Raw genomic sequence first — 14,902 nt, forward strand, 5'->3', positions numbered from 1 at the left:
TGTGGAGCGAAGAGTGAGGTGTTCAGTCTCAGGGCGACTCTGATTGTGAGGGCTCTGCCTAGGGGAATGAGGCATTGAGACCACTGCATATTTTATTATCCTGTAGGCTAACTTCTAACTTCTAACTGCTTATGTCTAGCTTCTAAATTAACAGTCTGATTAGCAGAGGACTAGGTTAACCCCTCATTAGTACAGAGATATTCTTTTCCTGCTCATCTCGTTTTCAGCAATTAAGTCACTTCGGTGAAAGGGATGATGACACGAGTGGAGGTTCTCTTTGTTGACTCGGCTCGTGACTCCTCGTGATTAATCATTAGCTTAGTGAATGTGCTTTGTATTTATGGCACTTATTGTCATCGAGGACCAATAATCCACTCAGTAACTTACGAGTACGTCTACTTCATTTTTATCATTTTAACCCTTATCGTAGTTCCTTTTCTCATCTAAAATCACCCTCAGTATTTATGATACATCTTGTTGTTGCTAGTCAATAATTCACTTAGCAACTAACTTGTGTGATCACCTTGCTTATTGTGCTCGTGCTTTTTATTCGGTTTCTTATCATCGTATTGGTTATAGTCATGCATAAGCCCTTATTACTGGCTTTGGCAAAATGACATCTATATAGAAAATACAGATAAATGGCAGATATGGTTCGAAATGATGGGCTAATTAGTAGTCAGCTCAGTAATTAATTTTTTTGTATCTTAGGCGAAATTGATAGTGGCTAACAGGTGCTCATTTTGTTTACTTAGCCCGTTACTTCTTATGATTGAAAACAGAAAAAATAGAAAGCGGTAAGCTAATCAAAAATTAGCTTAATAATTAATCACTGTAATTATGATAATTTTAAGCTTAGCTAAATAATAATCAACTTAGAAATTAACTTTTATTATTAAATTATTATTGCGCTAGTTTTTATTGTATCCCTTATCATTCAATTATATAGATGCCAATAAATCATATTTTACGATGTATTAAAATATAAAATTGATTGATTTAAAACGAATGGTCTGGCATTACTTATTGTCCTCTATATTTAATAAAATTTGCTATTAAACATAATAAAACTATACCATTATAATTATTATTCTTCCCTAATTAATAATGTTTGATAGTTAAAGTTTAAAAATAATGAGTTTTAGTTTTTACTATAAATAAGTAAAAAGACAGTTGTAAATTGTTTATTTTTTCTTTTTTTAGAGAGGGTATATGGTTTTGCTGAATGGAAAAAACTTAAAACTTCATGATATAGAATTAATTATGAATGGTGAAGATATTGCTGTGGATTATATGGTAGTGGAAAAATTAGAAGAAAGCCATAACCTATTAATATTAGAGGCCGAGAAAGGAGTAAGGATATATGGTCTAACAGTAGGTGTTGGCTTAAATAAAGATACGGAATATATAAAATTAAATGGTAGGTTTACTGAAGAGCTAATTGAAAAATCAACGATATTTAATAAAAAACTAATACGTGCACATTCTGTGGGTATAGGTAAGCCAATAGATAGCTGTTTAATTAGAGGGATCATGGGAATTCACATTAACATGTTACTTAATGGTTATAGTGGAATTCAACCTAGAATAATTAATAGCTATGTCGAATTACTTAACAGAGATATCATTCCTTTTATCCCAAGCATGGGTTCTATTGGTGAGGGGGATATCACTATATTGAGTCATATAGGGCTTACATTATTAGGTGAGGGAGAGGTAATTTACCAAGGTAAAACAATGTCTTCTTCAAAGGCACTTCAACTTGCGGGCATTACCCCCATAGAACCTTGGGCAAAAGATTCACTCTCTTTATTATGTTCAAACGCTTATTCTGTTGCTATAGCAGCAGCTGCGTTATTAAAAACAGCACATTACATAAATATAAGTGAGTTATTGTATTGTTTAAATCTTCAAGCCTTAAATGGTAATCTCTCACCTTTAAATCAGCAGGTTTTGGATGCTTGTGCATACCCTGAAGTTATTGCAATGGGAGAAAAACTTAGAAGCCTATTAGTTGGTTCTTCGTTGGAATGTTACGACGATGAACGTCATTTACAAGACCCTCTAAGCTATCGTTGTGGGGTATATCGGCTAGCAGAGTTGCGTTTAAGCTATGAACAAGCTAAAGAACAGCTCCTCATTCAAGTAAATGGATCAAATGATAATCCATGCGTGCTCACTAAACATGTAAATAATAATTTGGCTGAAAATGATTGTCATCAGGCAGTGCTTCCAAGTGGAAATTTTGAAACACTACCTTGGGTTTTATCTATCGAAAAATTAAGTTTAGCGATTGCTCATAATGCACTAGCAAGTGTACAGCAGATAGTAAAACTTAATGACCCTTATTTTACACAGCTAACTCGGTTTTTAGGTAATAGAACTGCATTTCATGCACTTGGTGCCATTGAAAAGCCCGCAGTTACTTTAGCAATGAGAATTAAATATCTAGCAATGCCAGCTTCATTAGATTACTTCTCTGTCGCAGGTGGTGTTGAGGATACTGCGACGAATGCACAATTTGTTGCTGAAAAATTAAAAAATCAATTAATGTATGGATATGAATTAGCTTCGATTGTATTTTTATGTGTGGTACAAGCAATTAATTTAAGAAAAGAGAAAGATCCCTCTTATTTATTATCTTCAAAAACAGATAGTATTTATCATATGATAAGTGAATGTATTGATTTAAATGGTGAAGATAAATCACTTTCAAAAGAATTAACACTGATACATGATTATATCTTAAATTATGAAATATAATCATCGGGCAGTTAATTAAGCTAAATTGAAATTTAATGATGGGTATTTAGTCAGTATTTTTTTAAACCACGGAGTAAAAATCTCCGGTTGTTGATTAATTTCATAAATAAGTTTAGAAATACTAACCCAGCGGATGGATGCGACTTCTTCAATATTGGGATAGATCACTTTATTATAGTGGCCAACATATAGGTGGTCATATTCATGTTCTATTAATCCTCCACTCACTTCAGCATGGTAAGTGAATGAACCAACATGAGTTAAAGGCGTGATGAACCCTAATTCTTCATTAAGTCGTCGTTGTGCGGCTTGTAGGGTATCTTCATGTGGTTTTGGATGACTACAGCATGAATTAGCCCATTGGCCAGCAGAGTGATACTTATGAAGCGCTCTTTGCTGGATAAGCAATTCATTTTGGTCATTAAAAATGAAAATAGAGAAGGCGCGATGTAAGCGACCGAGTTGATGTGCGAGTAATTTAGGCATTACACCTATTGGTTCATCATTTTCATTAACTAAAATTAACTGATCTTCCATTTTTATTATTTCCATTAAAAACTATACGTATAGTTTATTATAACTAAAAATAAAAGTTTGCAAATTAGAGCTATTTATCTCTTATTTTAGTTTAATTCTTAGTCTTATTTTTTTTTAACTCGCAGCTATTTTATTATTTATATAGCTGCGATAGGGTTGTCGTGAGGATTATTTTTGTTGTAATACCCAAACAGCAGCTTCAACCCTAGATTTCAAGTTTAATTTTTTAAGCAAATGTTTAACGTGAACTTTTACTGTACTTTCTGCAATATCTAGTTTGCGAGCTATCATTTTATTGGACAACCCTTGTGAAATGAGTTCTAAGATGTCCGCTTCTCTTGGTGTTAAGGATGCAATATGGTTTTCATCTTGTGTTGTATTATCCCTTAATGATTCAGCAAGTACTGAAGCTAGCGTTGGGCTGACAACTAATTTTCCACTGGCAGCCTCTTTAAGAGCCACAATAAGCTCTTCTGGTTCCATATCTTTAAGTAGATAACCATCAGCTCCTCTTTTTAACGCGTTGACTAGGTCATCACTATAGTTAGAGACGGTAAAAAGGATAATTCTTCCAGAAAGTTCCCTTTTTCTTAGCTCATCTAGAGTTTCAAAGCCATTCATACCCGGCATATTCAGATCGAGAAGAATTAAATCAGGGTCTTGTTCTGCTGCGATTTGGATACCTGTTTTCCCATCTCCTGCCTCTCCGATGACTTGTAATGAAGGTTCTAAACTAATCAGTTGTTTGACCCCATTTCTTAGCATCGGATGATCATCAATAAGTAGGATGGTTGATTTTTCATTCATTATATTTGTATTCTCCATAGATGATTTTTCCGGTGTTTTAAGCGTCAGGTAAAGGGAAAGTCACTTTAACTTGAGTTCCCCCTTGCTCTCTAGAAATAATAGAACACTCACCCTTAAGACTCAGTGCCCTTTCCCTCATAATAATTAGCCCATAATGGTTAAGTTTATCAGCATTAGATGAGATTCCTGTGCCATCATCAGTAATAGTAATGCTAGCGATACCCGCATGTTGACTTAATGATACTTCAGCCCGCTTAGCATTTGCATGTTTTAGGATATTACTAAGGGCTTCTCGGATTATTTGTATAATATGGATTGATTGGTGTGGCGAAATACTTTTCGCTGGTAGGTTATAATTTAATCCTATTGAATAGCCCATTCGTTCACTGAATTCGCTGATTGTACTCTCTAGAGAGGGTAAGAGCCCAGGCTCAGTTAATTTAAGCCTAAAGGTGGTTAATAACTCTCTTAACTGACTATACGCGGTATTAATCTCACTGCGCATTTCAGTTAACAACTGTTGAGGCCTTTCTGGTAATGGTTCAGGTTGCAATTGCAAATAGCTAATTTGCATTTTTAAGCAGGATAATGATTGAGCTATAGAGTCATGAAGCTCACGAGCAATGGCTGAGCGCTCATCCATTATCAATAGCTGTTGTTGTTGCTCTATTTGATGCTCCATTGCTAACATGCCTGAAATTTGCTTGGCCAATACAGAAACTAGATTGCTTTGTTCATCTGAAAGGACTTCTGTATCTTCAATTTCACCGATGATGACACCATATCGGTGCATGTTGTCAGACAAATCCCACTGCATAGTTATTGCTTTTTTTATTATCGGGGAGGGTTGTTTTGTAACATGATTATCTAATTCAGATAGCCCTATTGAATCACAACATATTTCATGAAAATAGGCATCATTACTTTCTTCGTATAACCGTAAGCTGAGATTTTTTAATAGGGTAATATTTTTGAGCTCAATCAGCACTTTTTGTAAGCGTGAATACAGAGGCTCCGAAGAATGTAAGATTTGGTTTGATTGATATAAATAAGATAAAACGCGATTTTTTGTCATCAGGTCCGCTGTTTTTTCTGCAACCCTTTCCTCTAATTGATGGTAACTTTGAGCCAACTCATCGGACATTTGGTTAAGTGTTTCACCCAAAGCGTTTAACTCATCTTGTTGGTGATTTTTAGGGTAGCGCTGACTAAAATCTTTTTGGCCAATAGCAGTCACCATTGACAATAATTTTACCCATGGGTAATAAATTTTCCGTCTTAGGTGCCACATTGTTCCCATTAATAACAAAAAAACTAAACTAATAAAAACGAGCTGGGTCATTGCGACATAAGCAATTTTTCTTTCTGTTTTTTCATCAATATTATGGACTAGTTCATCAAGCTTATTAACGAATGATATTACTTCGTATCTTGCATCATTTGGTGACTCAGCAGCCATTAGCGCTGGTTTCAGTGTATGTAGCCAATAATTATGAAGTTCATTAAATTGGGGGGTTAAATTTTCGACTTTTACTACTTGTGTTAGTTCTGGGCTTACTAAATCATTTTCTAATATGCCTAGATAACGTTGATTTTGAGTATTTAATGGTACTAAGGAAAGTAACCTGTAGCTTTGCATTCTTAAGGAGCCTGATTTATTTATTGCATGGGCATTGCCTTGGACGCTAATAATCATACGATTTGAAATCGTCATTCCAATAATCCCCAAGATCGCAATAAGTAGCATCAGGCCGATTACTTGGTTAATAATTGAAAAGCGACGATACAGAGTCGGCATTTTTCCTTCCTCAAAAATAAAGCTCATAGTAAATTAAAAAGCTTGAACACCTAGTATTGTTCATAAAGAGCATAATATTAAATATACTACTTTGGTGGTATATTTTTTCGGTGGTGTGAGCGCTAAAGCAAAAAATTAAGCTTTAATATATATACTGATAATTTCAACTAATTGATATTTAATGGTTAATCTATTTTTTTGTTATATTCTAAAATACACATCTACGTATTATAACGTAAATTAAAGATGAATTTCTTTTGATTTAGATCAGTTTGCTTATGTTTGTAACGCAATGTGTAATTAAATTTATAGCGAAAAAATAACAATGGTAAACAATGGAGAGAAAGATAGCACTCAACCGTCTGTGCTATCTTATTTTTGAGGTTAACTTTTTTTAAGTTTTTTGAATAAATTGATTATTGCAACTAGAAGTAAACCTACGATTAAACCAAAAAATAAATTAATAATGGTAGGTAAGACAAACTGCATTGTACTGCCAATAATAGGGGTCAAAATTGCGGTAAAAGCAATTTCATCGATCCATTCTGAAATGTAACTAATACCATGTGTCAAAATACCACCACCAACCATGAACATTGCGGCTGTGCCTACAATAGATAAGGTTTTCATTAGATATGGTGTGATATAAATTAAAGCATTGCCACATTTTTTTAATGCTGTAGATGCTTTCTTCTGCAAGTAAAACCCTAAGTCATCTAATTTAACAATACCTGCGACTAGCCCATAAACACCTATTGTCATTACAATCGCAATAATAGAAAGCACAATAACTTGATTCATAAAGGTCGTTGAAGAAACAATCCCTAATGTTATTGCAATGATTTCAGCAGATAGTACAAAGTCAGTACGGATAGCACCTTTGATTTTTTTACTTTCAAACTCGCTAAGCATTTCAGGAGATAATTGTTTTTGCATAGTAGCGGCTGTTTTTGTTTCGGGGTGCAATAACTTATGTGCAATTTTCTCTGCACCTTCAAAACATAGGTAAGCCCCACCAAGCATAAGTAATGGTGTAATAGCCCAAGGTAAAAAGGCACTAATTAGTAGTGCTAAAGGGACAAGTATCAATTTATTAATAAACGAGCCTTTAGCAACTGACCAAACAACAGGAAGTTCTCTATCAGCCCGTACTCCTGTGACTTGCTGAGCATTTAAAGCGAGGTCATCACCCAAAACGCCAGATGTTTTTTTAGCTGCCATTTTAGTCATGACGGAAACATCGTCTAACACTGCGGCAATATCATCAAGTAATGTGAGTAAACTGCTTCCAGCCAAAATAATATCCTCATTATTTTCTTTTTTAAGGTGTAGTTAATGTTTATTAGGTTGGTTTAGCGATAATTAGTTCACTTGGTATTAACCATAATCTATAAAATTTAATAATACCATTACAGTTAAAAATGCCGCGCATTGAATTATTAAATTTTTATGACAATGGAACCAATGCGTTTTTTGTGTTTCTAACTAATTAATTTTAGTGAAGTAACACATTTATAGTTGGTCTTTCGGTCTGACTTAACCACTTTGGGTTATAAATAATTTTAAGTAGATTGGTATAAGGTTAATACATGTCTTCTCAGCCAGTTTTGAGCATTGTTGTTGCCGTTTATAATGGTGAAAAATTTCTACCTCAGTTTTTTGAAAGTTTAATAGCGCAAAAATTAGAGAACTGGGAGCTTATTGTTGTTAATGATGGCTCTAAGGATGATAGTGAAAGCGTTATCAATGCTTATGCAGATAAGTTTGCTTGTTTCAAAGTATTATCTCAGGAAAATCAAGGTGTTTCGGTTGCTCGTAATACTGGAATGGCTGAAGCAACGGGGAAATATATTACATTTCCTGATATAGACGATGAAATTAACCCTAAAATGTATGGACGTCTATTAGAAATCGCATTATCTGGAGACCTAGACGTTGCAACCTGTAATGGGACATATGTTTATACCAATGGTGACGCACCGAAGGCTATTTTCCCACCAAACAAAGTACCCTCTACGGGGGTGATATCTGGTCCTGAATGGCTTGAAAAAGGGTTAAGCTCACGTAAGTTTTTACATGTGACTTGGTTGAACTTATACCGTTTAGAGATGTTACGCCAACATGATTTTTTCTTTGAGCCTAAGTTGCATCATCAAGATATTCCTTGGACGACTGAAGTTTTGTTAGTAGCAAAACGTGTGCAATTTATTAATGAACAGTATTATCGTTATTTGATCCATAACCAATCAGTTTCTCACTCATTGACGGGTGATGAACGCTCAGTTCGTAAGATAAACACTTATTTGAAAATCATTGATATGTTGCTAGATATTTATCGGCGCTATCCTGAGCAAGTCAAACAAGCACCAGCTTGCTTATGGCAGGTTGGTAAGGAAGGCTTAGGGGTGATCCAAGCCTTACTGGCAATTAAGTCACCTGAAACACAAAAAGAGATGGTGCAGCAGTTTTTTGATAAAGGTTACTGGCAAGTAGTATGGGAACATGCGACGACAGTAAAACTTAAGTGGCGTTTAATTAGGCGCTATACCAAATTAAAAGAAATCCTTAAATCATAATCTTTTGAAAAGGTAGCTGACAGAGGCTACCTTTTCATTATTTATTTACCTAATTGCTTAAGGGAATTTATAAACATTTCCCATAGTTTTGGGTTATCGAGCTTTGTGGCAACTTGTGTATGGCATTCGGCTTTGGCCGGCATACGAAAATCAGTGACAGTCATCCCTGTAGTTAAAGTACCTTGTAACTCGATATCAATTGGCGCTTTAACTGTTTCCATTATCGATGGGTTAATAACATAAGCGACGGCACAAAGGTCATGGACAGGTGCATGGTCGCTATAACCATTACGTTGGCGATAACCTGTTGTGTAGTAATTTAGGGATTCCACAACAAATTGGCTAATTGGTGTATTCAAACGAGCAATTTGTTCCATAATTAGATCATTTGGCCTAGCCTGGTGGGTGAGGTCTAATCCAACCATGGTAATCGGCCATTTTTCATTAAATACAATATGGGCGGCTTCAGGGTCTATGATGATATTAAATTCAGCTACAGCAGAGCGATTACCGGTATGGTAGCCTCCCCCCATCAAAACGACTTCTTTTACTAACTCTACAATTTCAGGTGCTTTTCTGACGGCCAAAGCAATATTTGTTAATCCACCAATAGGAACGAGAGTAATTGTTTTAGGGGGATGAGATTTGATTGTATCGATGATCAAATCGACAGCATGGCGTTGGTCAATTGGCTGTGTTGGCTCTGGAAGGTGTGTCCCATCAAGCCCTGTGCTTCCATGAACTTCAGGGGCAGTTTGTATTGTCCTTACTAAGGGACGAGGGCAGCCAGCAGCTATAGGGATATTATTTGCACCAACGAATTCCATAATTGCGCGTGCGTTGTGAGTCACTTTGTCTAGAGTTTGGTTTCCAACGACAGTCGTGACAGCGAGTAAATCTATATTTGGGTTACCTAACGCCAAAAAGATAGCCATAGCATCATCATGTCCAGGATCACAATCTAAAATAATTTTGTATTTCTGCATTTTTGCTCCTTTCATTATGTTATTTACTTTTGATTAACATAATATAAGGATTTATTTATTATTTTGTGATTTAAGCTTCATTTTAATGAATACTAATGTAATGAAACTATTCATTAATGTTACTAATATCATAGTGACATAATTAACATATTAATAACAATCATGTTGAGTTTATAAAGATTATGTGTTTCTTATATCCTTTAGCTTGGAGTATAAATACACTTTATTAATAAGTTAATAAACTAGGAGGGAGCATGGATAATTATCTCAATAAATTGCCAGATGTAATTGATTCTGTTGCAACTAACCAGTTTTACCCTAATTTATTATCATGGTTATCTTCATTCATCACATTTGATAATGCGATTGTATATTCTTTTGAGAAAGGTGCACCTCCTCGATTTCTATCTAAAGTCGAACGTCGCAATAGTGATAGTGTTAATAGGATCTATCAGCGAGGTGCTTATTTAATGGACCCATTCTATCAAGAAATCCAGAAAGGGGGCGCTTCGACGGTACTCACGCTAAAAGAATTGGCACCTAAAGGTTTTTATCACACTGATTATTATCTTAATTTCTATCGTAAAACGGGTTGGTGTGATGAAGCGGGTTTATTGTTAGAGATCTCAACAGGTAGGCAACTAGGGATCTTTTTTGGTAACGAAGATAGACCTTTCTTCTCAGGAAAGCATACACAAGCCCCACTTAAAGATGCTTGCGATATTATTCGTAGTATGGCTAGGCTTCATAAAGAAGTCTCTCCTCATGCAGTTTCTCATCATTACCGAAATGCGGATATGCAAACGCGGTTTGGGTTAACCCCAAGAGAATGTGAGGTTGTTGAACTGATCCTTGCTGGTAAAGGCTCCCCACAGATTGCACAGTCGCTTTTTATCAGTTTAGGGACAGTCAAAAATCATCGTAAGAATATTTACCAGAAATTAGATATTAATTCGCAAGCTGAATTATTTAACTTATTTATGAATAGGCCAATTCAATAGGTAGGGTGAATTTCCTTACCTCAAAATATTAGAATTATTTAGTTTATTTATCATGGTGTTAGTTTTATCTAATATTTATTAGAATACTTTTAAGTATTTCAACTCATAAATTGTTATATTATTAATATGGCAATAATTATCTAATTAATTGAATTTTAATTAAAAAAATAAACTTTACTAAATTTTATTTTTATATAAATATTCTACTCACGTCACAAATGTTAACTTTATGTTTCGAATGTCCCTAAAGGGCTATGTAATTGTTAATGCAAGGTTAAGATAATCAGGTTATCGAAAGATACTAAACAGGGTATCCGTTATGAATAACCAAGTAGAATCACTAACTTATTATGCTGCAACTAAGAAATATGACTTACGCTTTCCTACATTAAAAGAAGATCTTGATGTGGATGTTGTCATTATTGGTGGTGGCTTTTCAGGGGTCCACACGGCACTCGAGTTGTGTGAAAAAGGTATTACCAATATTGCTATCTTGGAGGGGCGTCACCTAGGCTATGGTGGTTCTGGGCGTAATGGCGGCCAAGTTATGGCAGGTATTGGCCATGATATTGATGCAATTAAAAAATATGTTGGCCCTGAAGGGTTAGAAACGATCTTTAAGCTCAGTAACATGGGGGCTGGGATCATGCGTGAGCGTATCGCTAAATATGATATCGATGCTGATTTCTGCCGCGGTTACGCTTATTTAGGTAGCAACAAGCGCCAAGAAAAAACCTTACGTGGTTGGCTAAAGGATTTTAAATCCGTTGATCCCGATGAGGAAATTGAATTCTATAGTGGTACAGAACTGAAACAGATTATCGGTTCTGATGCTTATACCTGTGGTATCAAACACATGGGGGGTGGGCATGTTCATTCATTGAATTTGCTATTGGGTGAAGCAAAAGCAATAAGTGAAATTTATGGCGCTAAAATTTTTGAAAATAGCCAAGTATTAAATGTTGAGTATGGAAATACCATCACGGTAAGAACGGCGATGGGCACGGTTAAAGCCCAAAAAATGTTATGGGCTTGCGATTCGTTCTTAAATGGTCTTGAACCAACAATTTACCCTAAAACGATTAATACTTACGCATATCAATTAATGACGGAAGAATTGCCGGACGAGCTAATTGAACAGATCAGCCCAATCCGAGGCGCATATAGTGACATTCGCCCTGTAATTGATTACTACCGTGTGACGAATGAAAACCGTTTATTATTTGGCAGTTCGACGCATTTCCTTGAGTACATTCCATCTGATCTTAAAGCATGGAACCGGAATTTAATGTTAAAAGTCTTTCCTTACCTCAAAGATGTCAAAATCGAACTTGCTTGGGGGGGGCCAATGGCCTGTAGTGCAAATTTATTTCCCCAAATTGGTACATTACCACAGCATAAAAATGTGTTTTATGCTCAAGGGTATTCCGGTTTCGGTGTCACGCCTAGCCAAATTGTCTGTAAAGTTCTTGCTGAGGGGATGGTGGAAGGTTCGCATCGTTATGACTTAATGAGCTCTATTCCTCATGCCAACATTATTGGTAAAGATAGCATGCGTAATGTCATTGTTTCACTTGCCAAAATTATGCATCAAACATCGGGTTATTGGCAGGGGAGGCGCTAGTTCGTTATCAGTCCATCTATTTTATTAAAATTGATTAAAGGTAAAAATCATGATTAGTCCATTATTATTGAATAAACCACTGCCGGAATTACTGAATGTAGGTAGTGTTACAAACTTAGGGTCTGTAGTTGTCGAGGGCGATCCTCAAGCGAGTGTTGCGATGATACATGGCGAACCCACTGATAATCTGACATGTGGAATTTTCGCTTGTACAAAAGGTAAGTTCAAAATGGTATACCCATTTGATGAAATGGCGACCGTTCACGAAGGTTCAGTCAAATTAACCGATGTGAAAACGGGTGTAACGGTTGAATATCATAAGGGTGATACATGGTTTGCAGCGAAAGGGACAGAAGTTTTGTGGGAAATTGATGCCCCGCGTTTTGTCAAACATTACCTAGCTTGTGTCAATGCCTAATTAATTCCTATTAAGTGGAGTGATAACGATGAGTGAGTTAACCCTATTACCAGAGGTCAGTGAATTTCTGAAACGTCAACATGGCCATTTTATCAACGGGTTGCCGGTTTCTGGCATGGGCGATACTTTTTTTAATGTCGTTAATCCAGCCACTGAGCAAGTCATTGCGAAAGTGAAAGAAGGCACATTAGCAGACGTTGATGCAGCAATGGAAGCTGCTCACGCTGCATTCAAAGGGGCTTGGGCAAATACAACACCGATGGAGAGAGGGAATTGCTTAAACCGCCTTGCTGATTTGTTTGAGAAACATCTTGAAGAACTGGCTCAGCTAGAAACCCTTTGTTCAGGGAAAACAATTCAGCTTTCTCGTTTTCTTGAAGTGGGTTCGTCCGCACAATTTTTACGTTATTTTGCTGGTTGGGCAACGAAAATCAGTGGTGAGACTCTCAATGTTTCATTGCCTTCATTTAATGGTGAAAAATACACGGCATTTACACAGCGGGAGCCTGTTGGGGTAGTAGCAGGTATTATTCCTTGGAATTTTTCCATAATGATTTCTATTTGGAAATTAGCCGCTGCATTAACTTGCGGTTGTACCATTGTGTTAAAGCCGAGTGAATTTACCCCTTTAACGATGTTAAGGGTAGTTGAGCTAGCAAAAGAAGCAGGTATCCCAGACGGGGTTATTAACATCATTAATGGTGGAGGTCGTGAAGTTGGGCCTGCACTGATCCATCATCCTCTATGTTCCAAAGTGACATTTACGGGTTCTGTACCAACGGGGCTAGCGGTAGGGCGTACCGCAATGGAAGGAAAATTAACCCGTGTTACGCTTGAGTTAGGTGGTAAAAATGGCGCTGCATTCTTAGCGGATTTACCCGTTGAAAAAATAGTCAATGGCATCATTGAGGCTGGATATCTGAATCAGGGGCAAATTTGTGCAGCCGCGGAGCGTTTCTATATTCCATCTAAGTTAATGGAACCCGTATTAACTGAGTTAAAAGCCCGCTTGTCTGTGATGAAAGTGGGGGCGCCGTTAGATGAAACAACAGAAATGGGGCCACTCGCAAATAAAGCGCATTATGAAAAAATTCTCGCTTTATTTGAAAAAGCACGCCAAGAGGGTAATGAAATTATTTATGGCGGCCAGCCTATTGCTGGTACAGGTTATTTTGTACCGCCAACCATTATTCGTGCAAATAGCCCAGATGATGCGTTGATGAAGGAAGAAACATTTGGCCCTGTAGGGACATTCCTCAGTTATGACAATGAAGATGAACTTATTGAGTTAATGAATAGTACTCCATTTGGTTTAGCGGCTAGCTTATGGACTAATGACCTAAGTAAAGCGATGCGCATGATTTCACAAATTGAAGCGGGGACTGTTTGGGTGAATATGCATACCTTCCTTGACCCAGCAGTGCCTTTTGGTGGAATTAAGTCATCAGGGGTTGGGCGTGAGTTTGGTAGTGCCTTTATCGAGTATTACACCGAGTTAAAATCTGTCATGGTGCGTTATTAGTATTTAGCTAACATGAAATTAATCAATATTTCCCGGCGATTAAGCCGGGTTTTTTGTATTTTATTGCGCATAGAGTGCAAGTTATGGTTAAGATAGGTTAATTATCATTACTGGTAGATAACCTAATGCAAAAAGTGTTGATTACAGGGGGGAGCAGGGGGATTGGCCGTGCTACCGCCATCCAGTTAGCAAGCCTAGGTATGCATGTGTTGGTCAATTATAAAAGTGACCAACAGTCCGCAGAAAATCTTGTTAGGGAAATCCAAGCCTCGGGTGGTATGGCTGATGCATTTCAATGTGATATTAGTGATGAAAGTGATGTTGTTAAGCTATTCGACACTATCAGGCAACAGTACGGTGACCTTCATTTTTTAGTCAATAATGCCGGTGTTTTATTTCAACAATCGACTACTGAGGGGTTGTCAGCGGAACGTATTAATAAGGTGCTGGCGACTAACGTAACTGGGCTACTGATTTGTTGCAGAGAATTCATTAAGCATGCCCGTTTCTTTAATCAATTTCAAAATAAAGCCATTGTTAATGTTTCCTCAGCTGCGGCTCGGTTAGGGGCTGCGGGGGAGTATATTGATTATGCGGCTTCTAAAGGTGCTGTGGACTCTATTACGAAAGGGTTGTCATTAGAACTGGCTGAGCTAGGTATTCGTGTGAATGGTGTACGCCCTGGCTATATCTATACACAGATGCATAAGGATGGTGGTGAGGAAGGTCGAGTGGATCGCATTGCGGCACAGTTACCGATGAAAAGAGGTGGAGAGCCTAGGGAAATTGCGGAGATTATCACTTGGTTACTGAGTGATGCTTCATCCTATGTCACAGGGACAATAATTGATGCGGCTGGTGGCCGTTAGG

The 14,902-nt window shown here is 36.9% G+C and carries 12 protein-coding genes; 7 read left to right on the top strand and 5 right to left on the bottom strand.

The window, feature by feature from the left end; genetic code table 11:
* The first annotated feature begins 1,212 nt into the window (after positions 1–1,212).
* Positions 1,213–2,763, top strand: coding sequence for an aromatic amino acid ammonia-lyase (locus tag ACHB7C_RS19200; RefSeq protein WP_166686035.1), 1,551 nt, complete (start codon positions 1,213–1,215; stop codon positions 2,761–2,763).
* Between the two features lie 15 nt (positions 2,764–2,778).
* Here the strand turns inward: ACHB7C_RS19200 and idi are convergent, their stop codons facing one another.
* From idi to ACHB7C_RS19220, 4 genes are all read right to left on the bottom strand, one after another.
* The gene (gene idi, locus ACHB7C_RS19205) at positions 2,779–3,300 is read right to left on the bottom strand and encodes an isopentenyl-diphosphate Delta-isomerase (RefSeq protein WP_071547687.1); all 522 of its coding nucleotides are present in this window, start codon (positions 3,298–3,300) and stop codon (positions 2,779–2,781) included.
* Between the two features lie 168 nt (positions 3,301–3,468).
* The gene (gene narL, locus ACHB7C_RS19210) at positions 3,469–4,125 is read right to left on the bottom strand and encodes a two-component system response regulator NarL (protein WP_042849091.1); all 657 of its coding nucleotides are present in this window, start codon (positions 4,123–4,125) and stop codon (positions 3,469–3,471) included.
* Between the two features lie 19 nt (positions 4,126–4,144).
* Positions 4,145–5,905, bottom strand: coding sequence for a nitrate/nitrite two-component system sensor histidine kinase NarX (gene narX, locus ACHB7C_RS19215; RefSeq protein WP_048608607.1), 1,761 nt, complete (start codon positions 5,903–5,905; stop codon positions 4,145–4,147).
* Positions 5,906–6,289: 384 nt separating this feature from the next.
* Positions 6,290–7,201, bottom strand: a complete 912-nt coding sequence (locus tag ACHB7C_RS19220; RefSeq protein ID WP_042849088.1) for a DUF808 domain-containing protein — start codon at positions 7,199–7,201, stop codon at positions 6,290–6,292.
* A gap of 293 nt (positions 7,202–7,494) precedes the next feature.
* On the opposite strand from ACHB7C_RS19220, the gene ACHB7C_RS19225 reads away from it, so the two are divergent.
* Positions 7,495–8,481, top strand: coding sequence for a glycosyltransferase (locus ACHB7C_RS19225; protein WP_042849087.1), 987 nt, complete (start codon positions 7,495–7,497; stop codon positions 8,479–8,481).
* 41 nt (positions 8,482–8,522) lie between these two features.
* Here ACHB7C_RS19225 and ACHB7C_RS19230 read toward each other — a convergent pair whose 3' ends face one another.
* Positions 8,523–9,467, bottom strand: coding sequence for a nucleoside hydrolase (locus tag ACHB7C_RS19230; protein ID WP_042849085.1), 945 nt, complete (start codon positions 9,465–9,467; stop codon positions 8,523–8,525).
* Positions 9,468–9,721: 254 nt separating this feature from the next.
* Between ACHB7C_RS19230 and ACHB7C_RS19235 the strand changes: the two genes are divergently transcribed.
* The 5 genes from ACHB7C_RS19235 (at position 9,722) to ACHB7C_RS19255 (ending at position 14,901) form a co-directional block, all read left to right on the top strand.
* The gene (locus ACHB7C_RS19235; protein ID WP_042849084.1) at positions 9,722–10,468 is read left to right on the top strand and encodes a helix-turn-helix transcriptional regulator; all 747 of its coding nucleotides are present in this window, start codon (positions 9,722–9,724) and stop codon (positions 10,466–10,468) included.
* 319 nt (positions 10,469–10,787) lie between these two features.
* The gene (locus tag ACHB7C_RS19240) at positions 10,788–12,092 is read left to right on the top strand and encodes an FAD-binding oxidoreductase (RefSeq protein ID WP_042849083.1); all 1,305 of its coding nucleotides are present in this window, start codon (positions 10,788–10,790) and stop codon (positions 12,090–12,092) included.
* A gap of 49 nt (positions 12,093–12,141) precedes the next feature.
* Positions 12,142–12,510, top strand: coding sequence for a cupin domain-containing protein (locus tag ACHB7C_RS19245; protein WP_042849082.1), 369 nt, complete (start codon positions 12,142–12,144; stop codon positions 12,508–12,510).
* Positions 12,511–12,538: 28 nt separating this feature from the next.
* Positions 12,539–14,032 (top strand): aldehyde dehydrogenase family protein, encoded by a 1,494-nt coding sequence (locus ACHB7C_RS19250; RefSeq protein WP_042849081.1) that lies wholly within the window; start codon positions 12,539–12,541, stop codon positions 14,030–14,032.
* A 125-nt stretch (positions 14,033–14,157) separates the two neighbouring features.
* Positions 14,158–14,901, top strand: a complete 744-nt coding sequence (locus ACHB7C_RS19255) for an SDR family oxidoreductase (protein ID WP_042849080.1) — start codon at positions 14,158–14,160, stop codon at positions 14,899–14,901.
* Position 14,902: the final 1 nt, after the last annotated feature.

This window comes from Providencia sp. 2024EL-00732 (assembly GCF_044006275.1).
Taxonomy (GTDB): Bacteria; Pseudomonadota; Gammaproteobacteria; order Enterobacterales; family Enterobacteriaceae; genus Providencia; species Providencia huashanensis.